Source organism: Massilia sp. UYP34 (assembly GCF_056279385.1).
This window is the reverse complement of the sequence record NZ_JBWBRF010000008.1, coordinates 162,448-187,187: the sequence shown is the minus strand read 5'-3', so window position 1 is coordinate 187,187 and position 24,740 is coordinate 162,448. Positions and strand designations below refer to the sequence as shown.

The window sequence follows — 24,740 nt, the reverse complement described above, 5'->3', positions numbered from 1 at the left end:
CAGGACGGAATGCAAGCGCGACCAGGAAGAAACTACACCCGCATCGCCATCGTCGTCCTGCTGACGCTGGGCTGCCTCTACGTCCTGCGCCCCTTCCTGCCGGCGATCCTGTTCGCCGCCGCGGTCGCCATCTCCACCTGGCCCCTGTACCTGCGCCTGCTGCGCGAGCTGCGCGGCCAGCGCACGGTCGCGGCGCTGACCATGACGCTCACCCTGACCCTGCTGTTCATCATCCCGCTGTCGATGGTGGCCTACAACCTGGGCGACGACGTCGCGCGCGGCTTCGGTCAATTGCGCGTCCTGGTCGAGCACCGCGAACTGGCGCCGCCGGCCTGGGTCCGCGACATTCCGCTGCTCGGGGCAACGATCGACACTTACCTGCACGACCTGATCGCCAGCCGCGAGCAGATGCTGGCGCTGGCCCAGCGCATGATCGAGCCGGCCCGCACCTGGCTGGTCAAGGGCGGCATCATGCTCGGCACCGGTGTCGTGCAGATGAGCCTGGCGGCCTTCGTCAGCTTCTTCCTGTACCGCGACGGCAATGCGCTGCTGGCCGTGATCGCGGTGACGATGCGCAAGGTGATGGGCGAGGGCGCCGAATCGATCCAGCACACGGTCAGCCAGACCGTGCGCGGCGTGATGTACGGGCTGCTGGGCACGGCGCTGGCCCAGGCGCTGGTGGCGGCGGTCGGGTTCGCGATTGCCGGCGTGCCGGCGGTGCCGCTGCTGTCGGTGCTGGTATTCCTGACGTCCCTGATCCCGCTCGGCCCGCCGCTGGTGTGGGGCGGGGCGACCGTGTGGCTGCTCGCCCAGGGCGAAACGGGCTGGGCGATCTTCATGGCGATCTGGGGCACGGTGTTGATCAGCGGCGTCGACAACGTCGTGCGGCCGATGCTGATCAGCCGCGGCAGCAGCCTGCCGTTCCTGCTCACCCTGCTCGGGGTGCTGGGCGGCGTGATCGCCTTCGGCTTCGTCGGCATGTTCATCGGGCCGGTGCTGCTGGCGGTCGGCTACTCCCTGATGAGCGAATGGACCGGGACCGAGGATCCGATCGTCAAGCACGACGAGGACATCGCACCGCGCTAGCAGCTGCCCAGCTTCCAGACCAGCTTGTCCCTGCCTTGTTCCAGCAGCTGCACCTCGACGCCGTTCTTTGCCGACCGCGTGATCGTCACCGCGCGCCCGAAGTAGACGTAGTCGGTCTTGAGCGCGTCCTTGCTCGCGGTCTGCTTGATCTCGGCGCGGTCGATCTGCAGCCGCAGGTTCTGCAGGATCTGTGCATCGGGCCAGCGCGCCGACAGGCGGACGTGGCGGGTGCGGTCGTCGCCGTTGGCTTCGGGATAGCGCCGCTCGCAGGCGGCGGCGTCCGCGTGCATCAGCCAAGCCAGGCACAACAGGCCTGCAGCCAGCCTGGAAAGGATTGAAAACTGGATGGTCATGGATCGTGCTCGAAGTTCACAAGCGCTCATCGTAGCAGCAGGCGCAGCTGCTCGAAATCGATCGGCTTGGTCAAATGATGATCGAAGCCGGCGTCCAGCGCCAGCGTGCGGTCCTTGTCCTGGCCCCAGCCGGTGGCGGCGATGAGCGTCGTGTCCAACCCGCAGGGCAGGGCGCGCAGGCGGCGGGCGAGTTCGTAGCCGTTGTAATCGGGCAGCCCGATGTCGAGCAGGGCGACGTCGGGTGCGAATTCGGCGGCGACCTCCAGCGCGGCGGTAGCGGTATGCGCCATGCGCGTCTCGCAGCCGAACAGTTCCAGCGCCAGCGCCATGGTCTCGGCGGTGTCCAGGCTGTCGTCCACCACCAGCACCCGCTTGCATGAGACCAGCGCGGCCGGCGCCGCCGATGGTTCCGGCGCGGCGCAGCCGGCGACCAGCGGCAGGCGCAGGGTGAATTCGCTGCCCAGGCCGGGGCCGGGGCTCTCGACCAGGATCTCGCCGCCATGCAGGTCGACGATGCCGCGCGCCAGCGCCAGCCCGATGCCGAGCCCGCCTCGAGCCCGGTCGAGGGCCGGCTCGAGCTGGGCGAACATGTTAAACACCGCGCCCAGCGCGTCCGGCGGAATGCCGATGCCGTTGTCGCGCACGCGCAGTTCGGCGTGGCCGTCCGCGCAGGCGAGTTCGACTTCGACGAGGCCGCCATCCGGCGTGTACTTGGCGGCATTGGCCAGCAGGTTGATGACGACTTGCGCCAGGCGCGTGGCGTCGCCGTCGACCACCGCCGGCGTATCCTGGACCGACAGCCGCAGCGTATGGCGCGCCGCCGCCATCGCCGGCGCCATGTCCTGCGCCGCGCTGCGCACCAGCGGCGCCAGGTCGACCGGCGTGCGCCGCAGCCGCATCCGGTTCTGGGTGATGCGCGAAACGTCCATCAGGTCGTCCACCAGCCGCGTCAGGTGGCGCAGCTGGCGGTCGAAGGCCTGCAGCAGGCGCTCGTCGGCATCGCTCCCGTACTTGAGCCTGAAGACGTCGACCGCGCTGCGCATCGGCGCCAGCGGGTTACGCAGCTCGTGCGACAGGGTGGCCAGGAATTCGTCCTTGCGGCGGTCGGCGGCCGTCAGTTGCAGGTTCAGCGCCTGCAGCTGCAGGTCGGTCGCGCGCTGCGCCTCCAGCGCTTCCTCGGCCACCTTGCGCGCGTCCAGCAGGGCGTGCTCGTAGGCGTGGCGCCCGCTCGACCTGAACACGGCCCAGTGGTCGAGCCAGGCGCCGTCGGCGCCGGGACGGCGCACGATATTGAGCAGCACCGGCAGGTGGCGGCCGTCCAGGGTGAGCAGGTCGACCTGGACCTCGTTCACCGCGCCTTCGCGCTGCAGCAGCGGCACGCAGCGCGTATGGAGGAACAGGCGGGCGCCGACCGACAGCAGGTCGCAGAAACGCAGCTTGCCGGTCAGGGCATCGGATTGCGCGCCGAGCCAGGCGTGGAGGGTGGCGTTGGCGCGCACGATCATGCCGCTGGCGTCGGTCACCAGCAGAGCGCACGCGGCCTGTTCGTAAAAGGCCTCGACGGCGGGCAGGGCGGCGTTCATCGAAGGCTAGCGCAGCGTCTGCGCGAGGAATACGTCGATCGCGCGCGAGCTGGCGGTCGGCGCGCTCATGTGCGGGCAGTGGCCGACGTTGTCGATCACGGCCAGGCTGCTGTTGGGCAGGCGCCGGTGCAGCCACGCGCCGACCGTGCGCGGCGCGATCAGGTCGTCGCTGCACTGCAAGACCAGGGCCGGCACACTCGACTTCGGCACATCCTGACGGTGGTCGGACAGGAAGGCGACGCAGGCGAAATGGCGCGCGATCTCGGGATCGTTGCGGCAGAAGCTGCTGGTCAGTTCCGCGCGCAAGTCGGGACGGTTGGGGGCGCCCATGATCGCCGGGGCCAGGCTCTGCGACCAGCCCAGGTAGTTCGCATCCATGGTGTCGAGCAGCTCGCCGATGTCTTCGCGGCTGAAGCCGCCGACATAGTCGCCATCGTTGATGTAGCAGGGGGAGGGGCCGATCATGGCCTGGGCGGCGAAGCGCTCGGGCGCCGCGATGGCGGCCAGCATGCCGATCATGGCGCCGACCGAGTGGCCGACCAGCACGGTCGGCCCGGTGGCGAACTCATCCACGATCTCGAGCAGGTCGTCGGCGTGGCCGTGCAGCGACGCGTACCGGGCGCGGTCGTAGGCCGCCAGGTCGGAGCTCCCGCAGCCGGTCAGGTCATAGGTGATGACGCGGAACCGGTCCTGGTAGGCGGGCGCGAGAAAGCGCCACATGGTCTGGTCGCAGCCGAAACCGTGGACAAACACCATCGTGGCCGCTCCCTGGCCGGTCACATGGACGTTGTTGCGAGTCTTGACGGACATGCAATGCCTTCCACTATTTTCACGCACACATGCAACGACAATAACATTTTTCGTCGGTAATGTCAGCTAGGGCGGCATGCGATCAGGGTTGTGAAAACGCGTCAGTCGCGCTCGTCGTTCTCATTTGCGCGGGTCAATTGCGGTATGACCTTAACCAGCAAGATGCGCGGCCCATTCATCTTCTTGACCACCACGTCGAACTGCGGGAACGCGATGCGCTGGCCCTGCTTCGGGATGTCGCCCAGCTTTTCCATCAGCAGGCCGCCGACCGATTCCACGTCTTCCAGCCCCATCTGCTCATTGTCGATGTCGATCGCGAGCAGGCGTTCGAGCGAGAAGATCGGCAGGCTGGCCTTGCCGATATAGGTGCCGTCCGGCTGCTTGAGCCAGTCGTTTTCGTTCATCCGGAACTCGTCGCGGATCTCGCCCACCATCGCCCCCAGCAGGTTGTCCAGGGTGACGAAGCCGACCGGACGCTTGCCTTTTTCGCCGATCATGGCGAAGTGCGGCGCGCCGCCGCGGAAGCGCCGGAAGATGTCCTGGGCCGGGGTGCGCGCCGAGATCGATTCGACCGGGCGCAGGAACTGCGTCAGGTCGGTGACCGGACGGCCCGCCTGCAGCGCGAAATACAGGTCTTTCAGGTGAATGATGCCCAGCACCTCCTCGCCTTGCGCGTCGAAATACGGGTAGCGCGAAAAGCGGTTGCGCCGCACGGTTTCCAGGTTCTCTTCCAGCGAGCGGCTGGCGTACAGGGCACTGACTTCGTTGATCGGCCGCATCAGCTCGGATACCTGCAGCGTGCTGAAGTCGAGCGACTGGGCCAGGATGTTGCGGTCGTCCTGGGTGATCTTCTCGCCCGGCGTGGTGGTGTTGGTATTGGTGCGCAGGATGAGCTTGAGCTCGTCGAGCGAGTAATGGGTGTCGTGGCCGCCGGCGCCGGCCAGGCCGGCCATGCGCAGCACGCCGTTGGCGCTGGCATTGAGCAGGGCGATCGCCGGGTACATTGCCCAATAAAAGCCATACAGCGGCATCGCGCACCACAGGGCCACCGATTCCGGCAGCCGGATCGCCAGCGACTTGGGCGCCAGCTCGCCGATCACGATGTGCAGGAAGGAGATCACCGAGAAGGCGACGACGAAGGACACGCCGCGGATCAGTTCCTCGGAGGTGACGCCGACGAAGGCGAACACCGGCTCGAGCAGGCTGGCGAAGGCCGGCTCGCCGACCCAGCCCAGGCCCAGCGAGGCCAGGGTGATGCCGAGCTGGCAGGCCGACAGGTAGGCGTCGAGCTGGCCGTGGACCTTGGACAGGATGCGTCCGCGCAGGCCGGTGGTCTTGGCGATCGCGCGCACCCGGGTCTTGCGCAGCGTGACGATACTGAACTCGGCCGCCACGAAAAAGCCGTTCAGCGCCACCAAAAAGAACGCCAGAACGACGAATAAAATGTTTTCCATGCTGGTTGTATTAACAAAAGGCAAAGCCAGGGGTCATTGTACAACCTGCCCCGTCCTTGGAGCCTGTCCCATCTACCGGGATAGGCGCTTACTCCGCGCCCAGCGCTTCCCTGTGCACGGCGGCCAGGATGGCCTCGACCGCCGGATGCTTGATCTTGCGTTCGTTCGAGATCGCATAGAAGTGCTCGCGCACCTCGGGCACCCGGCCCACCAGTTCGGCCCCGAGCTGGACCTTGATGTCGGCCACCGGCGCGGCCGGGGTGAAGAACAGGCCAAGCCCGCGCCGGCCGAAGGTGTTGAGCAGGGCGTTGTCCTCGAACTCGCCGACCACGTCGGGCCGGATCGCATGGCGCTCGAACCAGTCGTCGATCTTGCCGCGCAGGGCATTGTTGCGGGTCGGGAGCAGGATCGGGGCGCCGTGCAGCGAGGCCGGGAACCCCGCGCGGTAGTCGTTGGCCAGGGCCGGGGCGCCGACCACGAACATCTCGTTCTCGGACAGCAGGTGGCTGAACACGCGCAGGGTGGTCCCGGTCGGCACCGCGCGGTCGGTCAGCACCACGTCCAGCTTGTGCAGGGCCAGGTCGCCCAGCAGGGCTTCGTACTCGTCTTCGTGGCAAACCAGCCGCACCGGCGTGGCGAGCTGGGTCGTCACCTCGAGCAGGCGGTAGGCGGTGAACTTGGGCAGCGAATCCGAGATGCCCACCGCAAGCCGGATGCGCGCGCTGTCCGACGCGTCCAGCGCCTCCTGCATCTGCTCTCCCAGTAGAAAGATCTGGTCGGCATAGGACAGCGCCAGGCGGCCGGCTTCGGTCAGATTCAGGCGCCGGCCCTGCTGATTGAACAGTGCTTTGCCAAACGCCTGCTCAAGCAGGGTAAGCTGCGTGCTGACAGTCTGGATCGCCAGGCCAAGGCGTTCGGCGGCGCGCGTGATGCTGCCTTCCTTGGCGACCACCCAGAAGTAATAAAGGTGGCGGAAATTGGGTAGCGCGTGGTTCATGGCTTCTGTTTTTTGGAAGTAATGTTTCGATTATCTTCGCTTTTTCAATAAAAGCTCAGCCTATACAATATAGCTCGCCGACCCTGTTGGCGCATAACTTATAAAGAGGGAAAAACTTATGAAGTACTTTACCTGGTCATTTATCGTGACCGCAGTCTGCCTCGCGCTATCCGCCTGGTGGGGCTTCGAGCATGGCGGCATGACCGCTGCGCTCACTGCGCTGGGCGTGGCAACCATCCTGGCGGTGATGGAAGTCTCGCTATCCTTCGACAACGCCGTGGTCAACGCCTCGGTGCTCAAGGGCTGGGACGAGTTCTGGATCAAGCTGTTCCTGGGCGTCGGCATCATCATCGCCGTGTTCGGCATGCGCCTGGTGTTCCCGCTGGTGATCGTGGCCGTGGCCGCGGACCTGGGCGCCATGGAAGTGTGGAACCTGGCGCTGACGGATCCGAAAGCGTTCTCGACCCACCTGACCAACCACCACGCCGAAGTGGCGGCCTTCGGCGGCATGTTCCTGCTGCTGGTGTTCCTGAACTTCATGCTTGACCATGAGAAGGAAACCCACTGGCTGGGCAACTTCGAGAAAAAAATCGGCGCGCTGGGCAAGGTGTCCTCGATCGCCGTGATGGTCGCGATCGCCACGCTGATGTTCAGCATGACCTATGTTGAAGAAGCGCAGAAGATGGTCGTTCTGATCGCAGGTATGTGGGGCATCCTGGTCTATGTCGGTGTCGACATGCTCAGCAGCATGCTGGAAAAGAGCGAGTCCGGCGGCGGCGCCGTCGGCGACGCGGTCAAGAAGGGCGGTATCGGCGGCTTCCTGTACCTCGAAGTGCTGGATGCCTCGTTCTCGTTCGACGGCGTGATCGGCGCCTTCGCGATCACCAGCGACGTCGTGATTATCATGCTGGGCCTGGCGATCGGCGCGATGTTCGTGCGTTCGATGACCGTGTTCCTGGTGCGCAAAGGCACGCTGGACGAATACGTCTACCTGGAGCATGGTGCGCATTACGCGATCGGCATCCTGGCCGTGATCATGCTGGCGAGCATGAAGTGGCACGTGCCCGAGCTGATCACCGGTGGCGTCGGCGTGGCCTTCATCCTGGCTTCGCTGTGGAGCTCGCTGCGCTACAAGAAAAAGCACGCCGCGCTGGAAGGCGGCGTGTAAGTAAGGGAGTAGGGTTGGCGGCTCGTCATCTGGTCCACTGGACCCGATGACCCGACGCGGTGATTGTTATCGGCTTCGATATCGTTCCGCATGATCTTGCCGTCAACCATCGCCGCGTCGGCGGGAACCCGCCGACCCTACAAGCGGCGTGTAACGAAGCAATACAGAATCCGCGGCGAGCGGCAGAACACCAGCTCGCTGCGTTTGCAACCCGGTGTTCATTAACTAGGAGAGTCTCATCATGGCAATCAGTCTGCAAAAAGGCGGCAACGTCAACCTGTCGAAAGAAGCTCCAGGCCTGACTTCGCTGAAAGTCGCCCTCGGCTGGGACATTCGCGCCACCGACGGCGCAGCCTTCGACCTCGACGGCGCAGTGTTCCTGCTCAATTCGTCGGGCAAGGTCCGTTCGGACAGCGACTTCATCTTCTACAACAACCTGAAATCGGCCGATGGTTCGATCGTCCACTCGGGCGACAACACCACCGGCGCCGGCGATGGCGACGACGAGTTCGTCACCATCGACCTGACCAAGGTGCCGGCCGACGTCGACAAGGTCGTGCTGGGCGTGACCATCCACGACGCCGAAGCGCGTCGCCAGAACTTCGGCATGGTCGGCAAGGCGTTCATCCGCTGCGTCAACAACGCCACCAACCAGGAAGTCGCGCGCTACGACCTGTCGGAAGACAGCTCGACCGAAGCGGCAATGATCTTCGGTGAAATCTACCGCAACGGCGCCGACTGGAAGTTCCGCGCGATCGGCCAGGGCTTCAACGGCGGCCTGGGGCCACTCGCCCGCAACTACGGCGTGAACGTTTAAGGTATTGTGGGGGCGGTCCATGGGACCGCCTCATGAAAGGAAGCCAAATGCCAGTATTTACCGTGACCGGGGATGTCGATCCCTTCCTGCACGTGTCGATGAAGCAGGGCGAGACCATCTATTGCGAATCCGACGCGATGGTGATGATGGAATCGACCCTCGATCTCAAGGGCAAGATGAAGGGCGGCCTCGGCAGCGCGCTGATGCGTACCTTCGCCAACGGCGAGTCGTTCTTCCAGCAGCATATCGAAGCGGTCCGCGGCGATGGCGACTGCCTGCTGTCGCCGACCCTGCCGGGCGCGATGCAGATCGTCGACGTCGGTCCGAACAACTACATCATCAGCGATGGCGCCTTCGTCGCGGCCAGCTCCGGCGTGGACCTGCGGGTGCGCACGCAAAGCCTGGGCAACGCGCTGTTCGCGCAGAGCGGCGGCTTTTTCGTCACCGAGACGGGCGGCCAGGGCCAGGTGGTGGTGTCGGGCTTCGGTTCGATGTCGGTGCTTGACGTCGAGCCGGGCAAGGACGCGATCATCGACAACTCGCACGTGGTGTGCTGGGACAGCACGCTGCGCTACGAAATCTCGATCACGACCGGCACCAGCGGCGGCTTCCTGGGTAACCTGATCAACAGCCAGACCAGCGGCGAGGGCATGGTCCTGCGTTTCTCGGGGCGTGGCAAGGTCTATGTATGTTCGCGTAACCGTACTGCATTCAAGGCCTGGATGCAGGCGCCCGCAAAATAAGGAGGAATAACGATGTCAGTCAATCTGCAAAAGGGACAGAAGATCTCCCTGGACAAGGAAGGCGGCGGCGGTCTGAGCCGCATCACGATGGGGCTGGGCTGGGATGCGATCAAGTCGAAGGGCTTCTTCGGCTTCGGCGGCGGCAAGTCCGAAGCCGTCGACCTGGACGCCTCGGTGGTGATGTTCGATGAGTCGAACAATGCGATCGATACCGTCTGGTTCCGCCAGCTCAAGAGCCGCGACGGCAGCATCTCGCACTCGGGCGACAACCGCACCGGCGCCGGCGATGGCGACGACGAGCAGATCCATGTCGACCTGAGCGCCGTGCCGGCGAACGTCAAGGCGCTGGTGTTTACGGTGAACAGCTTCACCGGCCAGAACTTCTCGACCGTCGAGAACGCCTATTGCCGCCTGATCAATGCAGCGAATCAGCAAGAGGTGGCGCGCTTCAACCTGTCGGTGACCGGTTCGCACTCGGCCCAGATCATGGCCAAGCTGTACCGCCACAACACCGAGTGGAAGATGCATGCGATCGGCGAGAACGGCACCGGCCGCACCTTCGACGATTTGATGCCGCAGATTAAGATACACCTGTAATCGGCTACGTCGATTGAACAAAGACCGGAGCCAAAGCTCCGGTTTTTTTTCGTCCCTGTTTTTTTTGCGGACGGCAGCGCGTACCCATCGCGCATGAAATTCCGGTCGAGGTTGACACGGTCGACCATTGGCTCTATGGCTCCATCAGCAAGGAAGAGCAGGGGCGGAAATACTGAGTGGCCGGGACATGACAGCTAAACTTGCCCGCTGCCAATATCGGCAGTGGATTTTCCGTCCGCCTACGCTCGAACTGACAAAAAATAAATAGTTAGAATCAGATATGGTGACGCTTTTATTCGTCTCTCACAGCAGCGTTAGCCGACGCTGACTGGCTGACTGCCGATCAGCTTACAGCCACACTCTGTCGTGCACCCCTCGACCGCGACCGGTGTGCCATTGACAGTGAAAGAGTTGAAGGCAGTAACAATCTTGTTAACCCCATGTGGTTTGCCTCCAGGGTAGAGCTGCGGACAGTCGACCTGATCGCCGAGCCTTGCAATCGCGCGTCCCCGAATATCGTGACTAGGCGAGCCGCTGATGACGGTGCCGCCGTGATCGGTTTTATCGTCAACCGTTATGATTTTTAGGGACATAGCGTTTCCAGTAAGCGCAACTCGCTTGTTCAGTTAATCAGCCTTAATTTAAGGGCTAAGTTTGCTTTGTTCTTCCGGCCATTCACGCAAAATTTGTGTTAATTCAAACTTGCTCACACTTTTAGCTTGCAGGAAACACTACGCGCTCTTGCTTGCTTAGCGGATAATCGTTGAGCAACTTCGGCAACGCTTCACGATCTGCTTTCCTCAGCCAAAGCGGTGAAATCGAATTGGGATCTGCAGGAGTCGCGCTGAATTCGCCTTTAAAGTGAAAACATACGTGAAAGGTCTGATGTGCTTCCGCCCAGATCTTATCGAGATAAAGTATTAATCCGGCCGGAAGCAGCGAGTACGTCTTTTGCTGCTCGCCCTCGATCAAAAGTGGTTCTTCGAGTTTGAATGCTATTTTCGACGTGATGGGAAAAACTCCAGTTGCTAAGAGAAGGTATGTCAGAAAGATGGATCCTGACGTCAACATTGCAACAGCCGCATTTTTTTTCATTTGCATTCTGTAATGCTGGGGGTCTACTCATCCTTCCAGTCCCGGACGATTTGCGCCAGATCGTCGCGCGTCATTTTCCGCGCTTTCATGATCTGCACAAGATCCTCTTTTGATAACGGATATTGTTGAAGCACCTTTTGAACATCGTCGGCATCAAGCGAATAGAGCCATGTGGACTCTGAGGCTGTTTCCGGCGGCAGCTGGTCGGCAGGCAGTTCGCCTTTGAAAAATACATCAATCTTGTAGAGTTGGTGCCCTTCAGCAAATCCCTTTTCGAAGTGAAGGACAGTGTTTGCAGGGATCATGTAGTAGGGCGCGCCGCTGCTGTTGGAAATCAGCATCGGCTCTTTGAGACGGTACGAAGGTTTTGTGTCCATTGTAATCTTCCAGAGGAAAGAGGTAAGAACTCCTGCGATGAAAATTAAGGATGCAACAGTGAAGGATACAATTTTCTTTTTCATTTTGCACCACCATATTTTTCGACCTTGTCCGGGCGGTGTTTCGGGTTATTTTCTAACATTTTTTGCAGGTCGGCTGGCATGAAGATGTGGCTGGGCCAGCCAGCACCTCTTGCGCCGACTTTCTCCACGAAGCTCATGCCTGTGCCAATATTGTGCGTCGGCACGTCGAAATCTAGATCCCGGATCGCAACGCGTACCCCTGTCATCGCCGTGGTAGTGCAGTTATTATTCAGGGCATGGTAATCCACTGCCAATCGATATTCCTTCATGTGGTCTCCGTATGCCTTTAAGACCGGGCGGTTGCCAATAAGGGACGTGAAATGGGCGTTTATGTTAGCTGCCGATGCGGCAGGGATTTTGTAAACGAATCCGGTAGTTGTGCGCCCGGTAGCATTTTCGCCGGCGATGTATTTCGTGAATTTAGTCCACACACGAAGTCTGCCTTGACCAAAAGGACCACTTTCGCCATTGTACCTGCCAAAATCATAAACAAACTCATTATCGGGGGTGATTACGCGTAGGGCGACGTGCCCGTAGGTATGTTCTTCACCATGTGATCGATAAGGCCCACCGACCAAAATCTCGATAGTTGGTGATTGAACCTGAATTGTTGTGACCTGTTTGGTCGCAATGCCAATGCCATCTTTAGTACTCTTAGGGGTTGCATTTATCGTTGGCACGATCAAGGATCCTAGAGGTAAATGAGCGTCCGAGCTGGATTTGCTCAGCTTGTCGGAACTTCAAGCGTAGATCCCAGATTTGGGAATTCTATCTTGCAGTGCCCGGCAGGGATGGCCTCGACACGAGCACCTCCTTGCTCATTGACGTTCCCGACATGTTTATTGCCGCTGGGGTCAGTAAGCACATAGGCTTCGTTTGGAATGGGACCGGTTTCATCAACTAATTTGAATTCCACCCAAGTTAAACTTTCGGTGAGATCACTTAGCATCTGTTCGGCAGCAAGCGACGACCCGAATTTGGCAGCGGTTATCGGAATCGCTACGTTCATGCTTTTGCCGCCAGGAAGGCTGTGCGTCGAGGCGTGAGCAACAAACGAACCGCTTGTGCCAATCTCGATCGATCCTCCGGCGAACCTGGCATAACTCCCGCCACCGTTGATCACCACTTCTTCCTTGGCACTGATCGTGATGCGATTCGCTTGCTGAGAAATCTCGAGTTTAGCCAGCACCTTGATACTGTGCGACAGCGCCTGAATGTCTATGTCACCAGAAGCAGCAATAAGCTTCATTCCAGCCTTTTGCACAAACAACCGGAAAGTCTGGCGAATGCTCGCGAAAAGGCTGGTCCCGGCAACCACTGAAACGTCTTTCCCGCTGGTAATGGCCGTGTGACGTTCGCTGGCGATATGGGTGTCGAGCCCACTCGTAGTAGCGATGCCAGCTGGACTGGCGACAACAAGATGCGGAGCTGTCAGCTCGGGAAAGCCATTCGCGCCCCCGGCATCGCCGCGTACCTCGTCGGTCTGCATCTTGAGGGGGACAGCTACATCAGTCTGGCTATTGCCTGCATCATGTGCCCCGTTGTTTTGCGCGACCTCGGCCAAGGATCTGTGCTGTTCGGCAGCGAGCGTGAGCCGGCGTGAGGTCTCGCCCATGTCCTTGATTGGGCCACGCGCTGCCTGCCGCGCTTCGGTCGTGATGAGCAGCCCCTTGGCTACACGTGCCACTCCATGGCCATCGGTGCGCAGTTCCCAGCCTTCGCCGCGTGCGTCCTTGCGCCCGCTGGTGTCTTCGATGCGCGTAATGTGGCCGAGCGACAACTGGCTGCATTGATGGTCGCTCTTCAGCTGGGCCTGGATCTTGTCTTTCGTGTCGTCGAGGACAAGGTGATTGCCGCGCCCTCCGCCCCCAAGCTCCCGGCTGCGCAGGCCGGCGAGCGACTGCTGCTGCGGCAGCGACCACGGCGGCATGTGTGCCTGGTTGTAGAGCGCGCCGAGTACGAGCGGATGGTCGATATTCCCGTTAGGGTAGATAACTGCTACTTCCTCGCCGACACGCGGCAACCGGATCTGCCCGAATTCGCTGCCGGCCGCCGGGCTCATCACCCGGATCCAGGGCGAGCTCCTTTCATCGTAATTGCCCAGCCGGTCCCAGTGAAGCTGCAGCTTGACGCGTCCGTAGCCATCGGTGTGGATATCGGCGCCGGCCGGGCCGACGACGATGGCGGTATGCAGCCCCGTATAGATGACGGGCTCGCTGTTGAAGTTGCGGCCGGGACGCCAGCGGATCTCCTGGCGGATGCACGTAAAGCGGTTTTCGTAGTGCGAAGGTGCGCCCGGGCCGGCCTGGTAATTGTTCGATACCTCGTGGTCGGCGGACAGGATCAGGTAATAGCGGTCGCCGATGCCGCGGCGCGGTTCGGCGTCGTACTCGCGCGAGCGCGTCTCGGCGCTGAAGTGGCCGCCGAGCTTGAACGTGCGGCCGGGCAGCACGAACCTTTCGTTGCCGGCAGCCTCGAAGTATTGCGTGTCTTTCTCCGCCTCGTCCATGCGCCGCCCAGCCAGTTGCTCTCCCTCGCGGAGCAAACGAAAGCCATAGGCACCGAGGTCCTCGTAGATTTCGTAGGTTAAGAAGTCACCTTGCCGGTTGACCGAAGGAGCTTCAACGCGTTGCGCCCTCGGATTCTTGTAGTCGAACGAGGCGAGCGTGGTCTTGCCCGAACCAAGCCGGCGGATGGCCGTCCACGCGTGAACCCCGTCGTCCTCGCGCGAGCCGCCCTGGTCGTGGAACGAGATGACGTACGCTTCCTCGTCGATCGGCCAGGCCAGGAAGCTGTTGTCCGAGATCATGAGCTTGTGGCCGTCGAATGTATGTTCGTACCAGTAGTGCAGGCCAAGCGCTTCCCAGCGCCGGTGCAGGTGGTTGTAGTCGGTCTCGTTATACTGGTTGGCAACGGTCAGCTTCGACTCGTCGATCATCGTATACATGTGCCAGTGGGCCTGGCGGTAATGCTTCAGGGTTTCCTCGGTAATCTCCCGCACGCTTTTATTGTGGAACGACCTGCTGTCCTTGCGCAGGCGCCCGAAGGCGAGCCAGGGTTCGAGCACCATCCGGTAAAACGCGAAGCCGCCATCGCTGCGCAGGAAGCGGAACTCGGTGATATGGCCGTTGAAGTAGCGCAGCGATCCGTCTTCCCGCACCAGGGAGATGGTCACCATCCGGCCCATCAACAGTTTCAGCGGGATGCGCGGATCGTCCGACAGCACCTCGATGTCAAAGCGGAAACTGCGCGACACCTCCTCATGCGCGACCAGCTTGTTCGGCAGAAGGACCGCAGGTGGCCCGTCCTTAAATGGAAAGTCGAGCCGCATGAGCCGGTTGTGTTGGGATGCGCCGCTGAACGCTGACAACGCGGCGCCGACCGCGATTCCCTGGCTTTCACCCATTCATCGCCTCCAATGGCTGTGGTCATAGCGCACTTAAGAATTCAGCGGTCACGTTACCCTGCCGCTGCCAACCGGAATTTGACCGACATCAGCTTGTTTCTCTGCGTCATGTCTGGATCCTTTAGGCAGTTTCCACGCCGGCCTTATCCATGATCGTTCCGATCCCTGCGCTGTGGATGGTCTCCTGTGGCTGATGCCGGCCGCAAGGAGGCGGACATCGACAACGTGCGCTCAATGCGCTGGAAGTGCGCGTACCCATGGCGGATAAAATCTCGACCGCTATTGACGAGCAGATCATGATCGCTTAGTGTATTAACCAACTAATACACTAATACGCGATGTCCAGCCATTCTCCCCAACTGTTCTCGATCGTCCCTGGTTCTACCGAGCCGATCTACCGGCAACTGGTCGAGCAGGTGCGTCGGCTGGTAGCCGGCGGCCATCTGGCGCCGGGCGATGCGCTGCCGTCGGTGCGCGAGGTCGCGCTGCAGCTTGCCGTCAATCCGATGACGGTGTCCAAGGCGTATGGCCTGCTCGAGCTGGAAAGCCTGCTGGAGCGCAGGCGCGGCATCGGCATGATCGTCGCCGACCGGCCGGCCGGCAGGGGCGGGGCGAGCGCTGGCGGCGAGCGCCTGGCGCTGCTGCGTCCCGCGCTGGAACGCGCCGCGCGTGAGGCGCGCGAGCTCGAACTCGATCCCGACACCGTTCTGTCCCTCTTCACAACCATCTTGAAGGAATCACCTTGACCGTACTCCCGATCCAGATGCGCGGCGTCGCCAGGCGCTTCGGCAGCAAGACCGTACTCGACGGCCTCGACTGGGAAGTCGGACCGGGCCAGGTGGTCGGCCTGCTGGGGCGTAACGGCGCCGGCAAGTCGACCCTGATGGAATGCCTGCTGGGCCTGCGCGAGATCGACGGCGGCAGCATCGCGCTGTTCGGCGAGTCTCCCGACGCGCTGTCGGAGGCGACCCGCGCCCGCATCGGCTACGTTCCGCAGAAGTCCGACCTGTTTGACTGGATGACGCCGCTGCAAATGCTGGACTACTTCAAGGCGCTGTATCCGCGCTGGAACGATGCCAAGGTCGAGGGCTTGCTGGGCCGCTGGGGCATCGACCTCGCCATGCGCAATAAACCGATCCGGCGCCTGTCCGGCGGCGAGCAGCAGCGCCTGTCGATCATCCGCGCGCTGGCCCACGATCCCGAGCTGCTGGTGCTGGACGAACCGGTGTCGGCGCTGGACCCGGCCGGCCGGCGCGACTTCCTGACCGAACTGATCGACGGCGTCATCGAGCGCGGCACCACGGTGGTGTTCTCGACCCACATCCTCACCGACCTGGAGCGCGTGGCGCTGGACGTCGCTTTCCTCAAGGGCGGCCGCATCGTGCTCGAAGGCGACCTCGACGACCTGCTCGACGGCGCCGCCGGCCACGTGGCGCCCGGCGCGCGGGCGCCGTCGAACCTCGAAGACCTGTTCATCGAGGTGACCCGGTGAGCCCGCGCCTGGCGCAATATGGACTGCTGTGGCGCTCGGCGCTGGCGCAGGTGCACCCGTATGCCCATCGGCTCGTCCTTTGGCTGACGCCGGTCCTGTCGCTGGCGGTAGCGGCGTTCGCCTGGAAAATATACGACCTGGACACTGCGGCAAGCTGGGGCGCAAACGCACTGTGCAGCATGGTCCTCCTCACATGGGCTTGGGGCTTTCTGCCCGGCGCCTTCAAGCTCAATTCTCCCGCGAATGCCCAGCTGGTACCGGGAATGCGTGCACGCCTGCTGACGCTGGCCATGACGGTGTGGGTGCTCTGCATCGCCGGCCTGGCGCTTGCCAATACAGGCAGCGCGTCGGACATCGTCCTGCGCGTGGCCTGGGCGATGGTGGCGTCGCTCGGCCTGGCGCTGGCGGCAACCGGCAGCGGCGCCGGCTCGGTCGTGATCCTCGCGATCTGGCCCTTGATGGGATTGCCAACCCTGATACCGGACTGGGCATACGCCATGATGGCCCATCCGGCCTTCCTGCCGCTGCTGGCGGCCATGCTGGCGGCGCCGGGCCTGGCGACCATCCGGACGATCTTTCCGCGCGCGGGCGATCGCCATTGGCGCCGGCTGGAAAAGCGCAATGTCTGGCGTGACAAGGATGCGATGCGCAAGCGCGAGGATGGCCGCTTCATGCGCTGGTGGCAGGCCCGCTCGCTGCGTCGGGCGAGCGGCCGTCGCGACCTGGGCGCGATGCTCCTGCACGGTAGTGGATCCGGCCTGCAACTGGGCGGCAGCGCGCTGGTCATCGGCCTCGTGGGTGTGTTCGCGCTGGGGATGATGGCACTCATCCATCTGAGCGGACATCGGAAGGCGGCCGAACTGGTCGTCGAGACCGGCTGGGTCTGGAGCCTGCTGCCGCTATTGCTGTTCCAGTTGCATACGATGCTGCTGACGAGCATGACGGATTCGCCCGCCGGCCAGCCACTACTCAGGCTGGCGCCGGCCATGCCCGCCACCGCGCCGCGCTTCAACCGACTGCTGGCATCGACGATGCTGCGCAGCAGCCTGGCGGCCTGGGCGATGGCGGCGGCCACCTCCATCCTGTGCACGTCCCTGTCCGGCGGCGGCGCGGGTGAGCTCCTGCTGGTGGCCTGCCTGGGCAGCCTGGCTCTGCCGGTCCTCATCCTGCCGCTGCGCGAGCATGCGCGACGGCCGCGCTGGAATTCTGTCGTGCAATGGCTGCTCGTGCTGGCGATCGCAGGAGCTTGCCTGTTGGCGGGCCTATTCGTGGGCAGGATCCTGGACTTGCCGGTATTTCCGACTGCTGCCGGATTGTCGGTCGTGCTGACCGCCGTCCTGACGGTGCGCCGCTACCGTTCCATGATCCGGGGTCCATTCGCTTTTCCAGCGGGAAGGATGGATTGACGGGCGAAAGTCATGTTGCATGCCGTGATCTGACCCTGTCGCTTGACCCTGTCGCTATCAGGTTGCGCGCGCCGACTTCAACAGGCAACCGAGGATCGTCGGGCCTAGTGCCCACGACGCTGCACCAGCGCCGTGCCCACGCCATGGCGCTTGCCTTCGCTGACGGCGGTGACGGTGCCGTCCGGATTGAACACCAGCGCATTGGCCGCGCCGATTTCCTCGGCCGGGCTTTCCCAGCGCTGGCCGAAGCCCGACAGGGCGCGTGCCTGCGCCGTGTCCGTGAAGCGCGGCTCGACCGAGGTCGCGGGCGCATTGCGCTGGCTGATGCGCGGCGCGTCGAGCGCCTGGTCCATCGGCATGCCGAAGTCGACGTGGTTGACGATGGTCTGCAGCACCGTGGTGATGATGGTCGAGCCGCCGGGGCTGCCGATGCTGAAGGCCGGCTTGCCGTCCTTGAGCGCGATGGTGGGCGCCATGCTCGAGCGCGGCCGCTTGCCGGCTTCCGGCACGTTCGGGTGCGCTCCGGTGGCGTCGAAGTCGAAGTCGGTGAGCTCGTTATTGAGCAGGAAGCCGTAGCCCGGCACCACGATGCCGCTGCCGCCCCAGGATTCGATGGTGAAGGTGTACGCCACCACGTTGCCGTCCTTGTCCGACACCGTCAGGTGGGTGGTGTGCGCGCTCTCGGGCGCGAGCTTGATGGCGGCGGCCGGTTGCATGCGCAGGGGGACGCTCAAGTCGTTCTGATAGCGGTAGGGGTCGCCCGCCGCCACCGCGCCCGGCGCGGCCTTGCGCGGATCGATCAGCGCCCGGCGCTCGGCGGCATACTGCTTCGAGAGCAGGCCGGCGAGCGGCGCATCGACGTATTCCGGGTCGGCCAGATAGGCGTCGCGGTCGGCAAAGGCCAGGCGGCTGGCCTCCAGGTACAGGTGTTCGGCGCGGGCGCGCGGCAGCGACCCGAGATCGTAACCCTCGAGGATGTTGAGCGCATGCGCCACCGTCGGGCCGCCGCTGCTGGGCAGCGACATGCCGTACAGTTCGTAGCCGCGATAGCTGCTGCGCAGGGCGGGGCGGATGCGCGCCTCGTAGTTGGCGAGATCGGCCATCGTCATGGCGCCGGGACGCACGGCGTAGCCTTGCGCGACCGGCGGCCGGTTGACGCTGTCGACGATGGCGCGCGCGATCGGCCCTTCATAGAACGCTTTCACGCCGCCTTGCGCGATCTCGCGGTAGGCGCGCGCCATGCCGGGATTGCGCAGCAGCGTACCGGCGGGCAGCGCCTTGCCCTTGTGCAGGTACAGCTCGCTCGTCGGCGCGAACTGCCGGAATTTCTTTTCGTTCTGTCCCACCAGCTTGCTGAAATTCGCGTTGATGCGAAAGCCGCCATCGGCCACCGTGATCGCCGGCGCCAGCACTTGCGAAAAGCGCATGCTGCCGTAGCGCTCGAGCGCCTCGTGCCAGCCGCGCACGGTGCCCGGCACGCCGACCGCGGCCCCGCTCGCGACCGCCGTCTCGAAGTCGAGCGGCTTGCCATCGTGCTGGAACCATCGCGGCCCCACCGCGCCGGGGGCCGTCTCGCGGTGGTCGATGGCGATCACGCGCTTGTCCCTGGCCAGGTAGATCAGCATGAAGCCACCGCCGCCGATGCCGCAGCTGAACGGGTCGGTGACGCCCAGCGTGGCGGCCGCGGCCACCGCGGCGTCCACCGCATTGCCGCCTTCGTTCAGGATGGCGAGCGCCGCCTGCGAGGCCTGAACGCTGATCGTGGCGACGGCGCCCCCGGTGCCGGTCATGACCGGCGCGGCCGCAACGCTCTGGAAGGAAACAGCGAGGACCAGGCCGCACGCCAGTGCAGCCCGCGGCAGGCGGCCCGCCGCCATCAGCGGCCGTACATATTGAAGACCACCGGATACGAGGCCGGTTTCGCCTGCGCCATGCCGCGCGGCTGCGGCACGAACGAGGGATCGAGCTCGACGCGGGCGCCGCGCAGGCCGGGCGAGGTGAAGCCAGGCTTGCCCTGCACCAGCCAGAAGCCCTGCGCCACGTTGTTGATGCGCAGGGTGAAGCGGTAGGCCAGCTGGCCGGCCCACATGCAGCGCGCATTGTCCGGGCAGCGGCTGTCGTCGGCGCCCTCGTAGGTAAGGGTCAGGCGCGAATCCACCGGCAGCTGCGGCAGGCTCAGGGTCTGGCGCTCGCTCAGCGTGTACTGGGCGTCGGGCAGGTGGTCGGGCGTGGCGCAGGCGGACAGCAGGCCGGCGGCGGCAACGGCGAGGACGCAGGGCAGGGTGCGCATCGGTGTCATCCAGGGTTTGACGGGAAACCCATGATAGCAAAACCGCAAGCAAACGGTCGCGACACAGCGAACGGACAAGCCATGGTCAAGTCATAAACAGGTCATATTCGGACGCTATTCTTTTTCCTGTAGTCCAACACATCCCTTAACCCAGTTAGGAAAAACAATGCTCAAGAAGATCCTCGCCGGCGCTGCCGCCACGCTCGTGATGACGACCTCGTTCGCCGCCGACATCACCGGCGCGGGCGCGACCTTCCCGTATCCGGTCTATGCCAAGTGGGCCGAGAGCTACAAGGCCGCCACCGGCACCGGCCTGAACTACCAGTCGGTCGGCTCGGGCGCCGGCATCAAGCAGATCAAGGCGAAGACCGTGGACTTCGGCGCATCGGACATGCCGCTGAAAGCGGAAGAGCTGGACAAGGAAGGCCTGATGCAGTTCCCGGCCATCATGGGCGGCGTGGTCACCGTGGTCAACATCGACGGCGTGACCCCGGGCCAGCTGAAGATGACCGGTCCGCTGCTGGCCGACATCTACATGGGCAAGATCACCAAGTGGAACGCGCCCGAGATCGCCGCCCTGAACCCGGGCGTGAAACTGCCGGCGCTGGATGTCACCGTCGTGCGCCGCGCCGACAGCTCGGGCACCTCGTTCCTGTTCACCGACTTCCTGGCCAAGACCAGCCCGGCATGGAAAGAAAATATCGGTTCGGGCACCACCGTGAAGTGGGCCGTGGGCGTGGGCGGCAAGGGCAACGAAGGCGTCGCCGCCAACGTGCAGCGTATCAAGGGCGCGATCGGCTACGTCGAGTGGGCCTATGCCAAGAAGAACAAGCTGTCGCACACCCAGTTGCGCAACAGGGAAGGCGTCGACCTGCAACCGTCGGACGACGTGTTCAAGGCCGCCGCCGCCAACGCCGAGTGGACCAAGGCTCCCGGCTTCGGCGTGGTGCTGACCGACGGCGCCGGCAAGCAGAGCTGGCCGATCACCGGCGTGTCGTACATCCTGATGCACAAGACCCAGGCCGACGCCAGCAAAGGCCGGGAAGTCGTGAAGTTCTTCGACTGGTCGTTCAAGAACGGCGCCCCGGCAGCTGCCGAGCTGGACTACGTGCCGATGCCGGCCAGCGTCGTCAAGCAAGTGCAGGACGCCTGGAAAGCCAACCTGAAGGATGCCTCGGGCAAGGCCATCCTGTAACTCGCCTTCACGGCAATCGATCCGGCAGCCTGGCTGCCGGATCGTCGTTGGGGCGCGCACCGTGCGTCGCAACAACGCAAAACCTCTCTTTTTGGGCATCCCATGACAACGGCGAACACGATCGTCCTGGTGATCGACGACAAGCCGGCCATTGCCGAGCTGCTCAAGTTCTCGCTGCACGAGGACGAGTGGGTCTGGCATGACGTGCCGAGCCTGGCGCATGCCTGGGACTTCATCGGGCGCGAACGCCCGGAACTGTTGCTGCAGGAATCGATGCTGCGCAATGAAGGCGGCATGCGCCTGCTGGCGCGCCTGCGCGGCGACCGCCGCCTGCGCGCGCAGCCGGTGATCCTGCTGGCGGCGCAATGCGCGGAGGGCGAACGTCCCGCCAGCCTGCCGGCGCCCGTCCCCCATCCCGAATTCATTCCCCAGGCCCCGCTCGAACCCGCGCGCGAGCTGTCGCCCGGCTCGCGCCTGTTGCGCTCGGGCCGTCTGGTGCTCGATCCGCTCAGCTGCAGCGTGCGGGTCGGCAACCACAAGGTCGAGGTCAGGCACGCCGAATACCGGCTGCTGCGTTTCTTGCTGTGCCATCCGGGCCAGGTGTTTACGCGCGCCCAGCTGCTCGAACAGCTGTGGGAAGCCCACGCGTCGCTCGACCAGCGCACGGTGGACGTGCACGTGCTGCGCCTGCGCAAGGCGCTGGGGCGGGCCAAGTCGCTGATCAAGACGGTGCGCGGCGCCGGCTACATGCTGTCGCCGGCCTGAACGGTGGCCTGACGCCATCCTCGGGAATCTTTTTTCGCCGAGTGAGGGCGGCTAGTCTGTTGTGTCTTCGCAAGAAAGCGCTGGCGTTCGCATGTCAGTATCGCGATCTTGACGATACGAGCAGCCTTCCGCGTCCATGTCCGAACCGACACGCCCCTTGCGGCCTCTGCTGCCCTTGCCCGACGGGGGCTGGCAGGCGATGTCCGTCGCCACCCCGATCGACTTCAAGATCCGAGGCCTGGCATTGATGCCCCCGAGGAGCACCGTGCCCGTGATCGTCGTTCCCGGCATCATGGGGACCAACCTCAGGGCAAAGAGCAAGCCACGCTCGCGGGAAGAAGTGAACGACGAGGTCAAGCCTGGCAAGCCAGCCTGGCGGCCGCCCAACACGAGGCCTGGCGGATTGTGGGATGCGCTGGTCTGGGATCAATACGATCCCGGCCAGCGCCAGCGGCTGCTCGATCCCGAGACGCTGGAGGTGGACGACGGCGGCGAACCGCACATCCGACACGAGCAGTGGGGGCCGCACGTCCACCCCCAACTGGCGCGCGAGCGCTGGTGGGGCGAGCTGCATGCCGGTTCCTACATCGACCTGCTATGTGTGCTGGAAACGCGCCTGAACCAGACCTTCTACCGCCGCTACGCGGAGGATATGCGGCGGGTTCGGCCACACTGGCAGGAAGTCATGGACTGCGATCCTGCGAAGTGGGGCTTCGCACGCATGGAGCCGCTGACCGAGGCCGAGCTGGAACGGCATGCGCTCCACCATTATCCGGTCTACGGCGCCGGATATCACTGGTTGCGCAGCGCGCAGGAGGCGTCGCAGCGCCTTGAACAGCGCATCGACGACATCATCGGCTATTGGAAGGCGCACAAGCGCAAGTGCGAGCAAGTCATTCTAGTGACGCACTCGATGGGCGGCCTGGTCGCGCGCGCCTGCGCCAGACGCATTCCTGACAAGATCGCCGGCGTGATCCATGGCGTGATGCCGGCCCTGGGTGCTCCCGTCGCTTACCGCCGGATGGCTTGTGGCACCGAGGTCAACGACTTCGTGGGCCGCTTCGCCGCGATGATTCTGGGCGCGACGACCCACGACACCACGCCCGTACTGGCAACGTCGCCCGGTCCGCTCGAATTGCTTCCGAATCACTTGTACCCGGGACCGTGGCTACATGTGAGCGTCAGGCAGCCGTCTGGTAGTCAGGCCGTGCCGGATGCCGTTCTCGATTGTTTGCATCTGCCCAACGAAGCCAAGCCCGACCCCTACAAAATTTATCGCGACCTGACGTCCTGGTATCGGTTGGTCGATCCTGCATTGGCCGACCCGGCGGGGAAGTACAAGCCCGAGAACAAGAATGGGACTGTGGAAGCCGCCATCGAGAAAGCCATCGACACAGCGGAGCGCTTCCATAAGCAGCACTTGGGAAATTACTACCATCCCAACACCTATGCCTTCTACGGGGCCGATCCCGACCGACGCGCCTTCGGTCAGGTGCGCTGGGCCGGGCGCAGACCGCCCGCGTCGCGTACCGTCCTCACCCCATCCAACGTCAACGAAGGCAGGTTCATCCACCATTACCCTGAAGGCCGGCTCGTTGGCGTCGAACCCGGCTGCGAGATGCTCTTCAGGCCGGAACCCCCCGACACCCGGGGCGACGGCACCGTGCCACACCAGTCCGGCGCTGGGCCGGCCGGCAATATCCGGCAGTTGTTCGAGACACGCGGCCATGACCATCAGGACGCCTACAAGAGCGAGGACATGCTGATGCTCACGCTGCGCCTGATTGTCAGGATCGTACAAGGGCTACCCGAATGAGATATTTGCAGAAGAGGTGGGCCCGGGTATGGGCCGTGGTGTTCGCGGCATTGACGGGCACGTGGGCGGTAGGCGCCGTGCTGGACAGATATGAGGTGGCGAAGATGACGGAAAAGATGCAAACCGTATGTGTCGGCAGGATGCTGATCGACCTGCCGGCTGAAGCGCAATACAGCTTCGTCACAGGAAACATCAGTGGCTTCAGCATCGGTGCATCCGCAGAAAGCGCGGAGGCGTTCAGCGCGCGGCTGGCAGAACGGGAAGCGGAGATAAGGGCCAAACCGGACTGGCTTGGTGGGAACGACAATCTGGAAATTGTCAGGGATGTGAAGACCGACAGTGGTCTTGCAGGAACAATATTCATGCATGAGCGAGTTGTTACCGAGGGCAGCGCTTATACATCGAGCGCTGAGAGGCACTATCGCTATGAGGACTTCACGCTCGAAGCGCACATGCATGGCAATGGCATCACCATCGAGGTAGCGGGCAAGGAATTCCAGCAGGCGGCCTTGGAAAACCTCGTCAGGCTTGTTCACCAGCTTGTGGCCAACCCCGGCAACCGCATGCCCTCCGAGCCTGGTTTCTGCCTCGACCAAGCCTATGTGCGAGAACCGCTCAAGGCCGTCCAGGGCGAGCGGATCGTGATGGTGGCCGGCCTGCCGAGCCGCCCGGACATCGACATCAAGTTCGACACGACCGCGGGCACCAAGCCAGGCAGGGGACTGCTCGAGAGGGCTGCCGCCTCCCACGCGCGGGCGCCCATGTTCGTCAGCGCCCGTTTCACGAAGCTGCGCGCCGCGCCGCGTACGATCGGTGGCCTGACCGGTGACGAACTCGTTGAACAGGTGCTCGAAGAGAACTTTTCCATCATCTACGGGTTCCGATGGGAGGTGGACGGCAGTCAAGACAATGTATTCGTCCCCGAAGTGCACCTGATGATGAAGACCGGCAGTGGCGACGACGGGCCGGTGCCATCCTCGCTGTCGCAGCCAGCGGCCCTCGCGCTATGGGACGAGATCATTTCCAGCATCCGCGTACGGCCCACGCAGCCGCCCAAGGCCGGCGCGGCAGAGGGCACTTGATCACTGTTGCGCAACGGGCGGTGGGAACCGGCGCCGACCTGGCATCCAGCGCCTGGTTCAGCCACCACCGCGACAACAACTCGACCGCCCTGCGGGTCGGCGCCGCGCCCTCGCAGTTCGGAAA

General features: G+C 63.6%; 24 protein-coding genes. 12 read left to right on the top strand and 12 right to left on the bottom strand.

What is annotated here, in order from left to right:
* Nucleotides 1-9 precede the first annotated feature (9 nt).
* Nucleotides 10-1,086: an AI-2E family transporter gene (locus ACZ9AQ_RS14830; protein ID WP_429204001.1), complete on the top strand. Its 1,077-nt coding sequence runs from the start codon at nucleotides 10-12 to the stop codon at nucleotides 1,084-1,086.
* Here ACZ9AQ_RS14830 and ACZ9AQ_RS14825 read toward each other — a convergent pair.
* The 5 genes from ACZ9AQ_RS14825 to ACZ9AQ_RS14805 all read right to left on the bottom strand — a co-directional run bounded on the left by ACZ9AQ_RS14825 (nucleotide 1,083) and on the right by ACZ9AQ_RS14805 (nucleotide 6,283).
* On the bottom strand, nucleotides 1,083-1,439 hold the full coding sequence (locus ACZ9AQ_RS14825) for a hypothetical protein (protein WP_429204002.1): 357 nt from the start codon (nucleotides 1,437-1,439) through the stop codon (nucleotides 1,083-1,085). The two genes, ACZ9AQ_RS14830 and ACZ9AQ_RS14825, sit on opposite strands and share 4 nt — an antisense overlap.
* 26 nt (nucleotides 1,440-1,465) lie before the next feature.
* Entirely contained in the window at nucleotides 1,466-3,022 is a 1,557-nt protein-coding gene (locus ACZ9AQ_RS14820) for a hybrid sensor histidine kinase/response regulator (RefSeq protein WP_429204004.1), read from the bottom strand.
* Nucleotides 3,023-3,028: 6 nt separating this feature from the next.
* Nucleotides 3,029-3,832, bottom strand: coding sequence for an alpha/beta fold hydrolase (locus ACZ9AQ_RS14815; RefSeq protein WP_429204006.1), 804 nt, complete (start codon nucleotides 3,830-3,832; stop codon nucleotides 3,029-3,031).
* A gap of 101 nt (nucleotides 3,833-3,933) precedes the next feature.
* Complete coding sequence (locus tag ACZ9AQ_RS14810) at nucleotides 3,934-5,286, bottom strand: hemolysin family protein (RefSeq protein ID WP_429204008.1); 1,353 nt, start codon at nucleotides 5,284-5,286, stop codon at nucleotides 3,934-3,936.
* Nucleotides 5,287-5,374: 88 nt separating this feature from the next.
* A complete protein-coding gene (locus tag ACZ9AQ_RS14805) occupies nucleotides 5,375-6,283 on the bottom strand; it encodes a LysR family transcriptional regulator (protein WP_429204009.1) in 909 nt (302 codons plus the stop codon).
* Nucleotides 6,284-6,401: 118 nt separating this feature from the next.
* Between ACZ9AQ_RS14805 and ACZ9AQ_RS14800 the strand changes: the two genes are divergently transcribed.
* The 4 genes from ACZ9AQ_RS14800 (at nucleotide 6,402) to ACZ9AQ_RS14785 (ending at nucleotide 9,608) form a co-directional block, all read left to right on the top strand.
* Nucleotides 6,402-7,451 (top strand): DUF475 domain-containing protein, encoded by a 1,050-nt coding sequence (locus ACZ9AQ_RS14800; protein WP_429204010.1) that lies wholly within the window; start codon nucleotides 6,402-6,404, stop codon nucleotides 7,449-7,451.
* A gap of 241 nt (nucleotides 7,452-7,692) precedes the next feature.
* Nucleotides 7,693-8,268: a TerD family protein gene (locus tag ACZ9AQ_RS14795; protein ID WP_429204011.1), complete on the top strand. Its 576-nt coding sequence runs from the start codon at nucleotides 7,693-7,695 to the stop codon at nucleotides 8,266-8,268.
* 47 nt (nucleotides 8,269-8,315) lie between these two features.
* Complete coding sequence (locus ACZ9AQ_RS14790; protein WP_429204013.1) at nucleotides 8,316-9,011, top strand: TIGR00266 family protein; 696 nt, start codon at nucleotides 8,316-8,318, stop codon at nucleotides 9,009-9,011.
* 12 nt (nucleotides 9,012-9,023) lie between these two features.
* On the top strand, nucleotides 9,024-9,608 hold the full coding sequence (locus ACZ9AQ_RS14785) for a TerD family protein (protein ID WP_429204015.1): 585 nt from the start codon (nucleotides 9,024-9,026) through the stop codon (nucleotides 9,606-9,608).
* 314 nt (nucleotides 9,609-9,922) lie between these two features.
* Here the strand turns inward: ACZ9AQ_RS14785 and ACZ9AQ_RS14780 are convergent, their stop codons facing one another.
* From ACZ9AQ_RS14780 to ACZ9AQ_RS14760, 5 genes are all read right to left on the bottom strand, one after another.
* Nucleotides 9,923-10,201, bottom strand: coding sequence for a PAAR domain-containing protein (locus ACZ9AQ_RS14780; RefSeq protein WP_429204016.1), 279 nt, complete (start codon nucleotides 10,199-10,201; stop codon nucleotides 9,923-9,925).
* A gap of 121 nt (nucleotides 10,202-10,322) precedes the next feature.
* Nucleotides 10,323-10,709 (bottom strand): hypothetical protein, encoded by a 387-nt coding sequence (locus ACZ9AQ_RS14775; RefSeq protein WP_429204017.1) that lies wholly within the window; start codon nucleotides 10,707-10,709, stop codon nucleotides 10,323-10,325.
* Nucleotides 10,710-10,726: 17 nt separating this feature from the next.
* Nucleotides 10,727-11,164, bottom strand: a complete 438-nt coding sequence (locus ACZ9AQ_RS14770) for a hypothetical protein (RefSeq protein ID WP_429204018.1) — start codon at nucleotides 11,162-11,164, stop codon at nucleotides 10,727-10,729.
* On the bottom strand, nucleotides 11,161-11,844 hold the full coding sequence (locus ACZ9AQ_RS14765; protein ID WP_429204020.1) for a hypothetical protein: 684 nt from the start codon (nucleotides 11,842-11,844) through the stop codon (nucleotides 11,161-11,163). The genes ACZ9AQ_RS14770 and ACZ9AQ_RS14765 overlap by 4 nt, the downstream gene beginning before the upstream one ends.
* A gap of 44 nt (nucleotides 11,845-11,888) precedes the next feature.
* Complete coding sequence (locus ACZ9AQ_RS14760; RefSeq protein ID WP_429204021.1) at nucleotides 11,889-14,570, bottom strand: type VI secretion system Vgr family protein; 2,682 nt, start codon at nucleotides 14,568-14,570, stop codon at nucleotides 11,889-11,891.
* Between the two features lie 338 nt (nucleotides 14,571-14,908).
* Between ACZ9AQ_RS14760 and ACZ9AQ_RS14755 the strand changes: the two genes are divergently transcribed.
* Genes ACZ9AQ_RS14755 through ACZ9AQ_RS14745 form a run of 3 tightly spaced genes read left to right on the top strand, consistent with a single transcriptional unit; the run spans nucleotide 14,909 to nucleotide 17,468 of the window.
* Nucleotides 14,909-15,316 (top strand): GntR family transcriptional regulator, encoded by a 408-nt coding sequence (locus ACZ9AQ_RS14755; RefSeq protein ID WP_429204023.1) that lies wholly within the window; start codon nucleotides 14,909-14,911, stop codon nucleotides 15,314-15,316.
* The gene (locus ACZ9AQ_RS14750; RefSeq protein ID WP_429204024.1) at nucleotides 15,313-16,062 is read left to right on the top strand and encodes an ABC transporter ATP-binding protein; all 750 of its coding nucleotides are present in this window, start codon (nucleotides 15,313-15,315) and stop codon (nucleotides 16,060-16,062) included. Before ACZ9AQ_RS14755 ends, ACZ9AQ_RS14750 begins: the two co-directional genes overlap by 4 nt.
* Nucleotides 16,059-17,468, top strand: coding sequence for a hypothetical protein (locus ACZ9AQ_RS14745; RefSeq protein WP_429204026.1), 1,410 nt, complete (start codon nucleotides 16,059-16,061; stop codon nucleotides 17,466-17,468). Before ACZ9AQ_RS14750 ends, ACZ9AQ_RS14745 begins: the two co-directional genes overlap by 4 nt.
* A 104-nt stretch (nucleotides 17,469-17,572) precedes the next feature.
* On the opposite strand, the gene ggt is transcribed toward ACZ9AQ_RS14745, so the two are convergent.
* Both ggt and ACZ9AQ_RS14735 read right to left on the bottom strand, forming a co-directional pair.
* Nucleotides 17,573-19,258 carry a gamma-glutamyltransferase gene (gene ggt, locus ACZ9AQ_RS14740; RefSeq protein WP_429204027.1) on the bottom strand — a complete coding sequence of 562 codons (1,686 nt, stop codon included), beginning with the start codon at nucleotides 19,256-19,258 and terminating at the stop codon, nucleotides 17,573-17,575.
* Between the two features lie 86 nt (nucleotides 19,259-19,344).
* On the bottom strand, nucleotides 19,345-19,758 hold the full coding sequence (locus tag ACZ9AQ_RS14735; protein WP_429204029.1) for a hypothetical protein: 414 nt from the start codon (nucleotides 19,756-19,758) through the stop codon (nucleotides 19,345-19,347).
* 166 nt (nucleotides 19,759-19,924) lie between these two features.
* Between ACZ9AQ_RS14735 and pstS the strand changes: the two genes are divergently transcribed.
* From pstS to ACZ9AQ_RS14715, 4 genes are all read left to right on the top strand, one after another.
* Nucleotides 19,925-20,953 (top strand): phosphate ABC transporter substrate-binding protein PstS, encoded by a 1,029-nt coding sequence (gene pstS, locus ACZ9AQ_RS14730; protein ID WP_429204031.1) that lies wholly within the window; start codon nucleotides 19,925-19,927, stop codon nucleotides 20,951-20,953.
* A 102-nt stretch (nucleotides 20,954-21,055) separates the two neighbouring features.
* Nucleotides 21,056-21,718, top strand: a complete 663-nt coding sequence (locus ACZ9AQ_RS14725; protein ID WP_429204033.1) for a winged helix-turn-helix transcriptional regulator — start codon at nucleotides 21,056-21,058, stop codon at nucleotides 21,716-21,718.
* Nucleotides 21,719-21,854: 136 nt separating this feature from the next.
* Entirely contained in the window at nucleotides 21,855-23,534 is a 1,680-nt protein-coding gene (locus ACZ9AQ_RS14720; protein ID WP_429204035.1) for an esterase/lipase family protein, read from the top strand.
* A gap of 104 nt (nucleotides 23,535-23,638) precedes the next feature.
* A complete protein-coding gene (locus tag ACZ9AQ_RS14715; RefSeq protein WP_429204037.1) occupies nucleotides 23,639-24,616 on the top strand; it encodes a T6SS immunity protein Tli4 family protein in 978 nt (325 codons plus the stop codon).
* The last annotated feature ends 124 nt before the right edge of the window (nucleotides 24,617-24,740 follow it).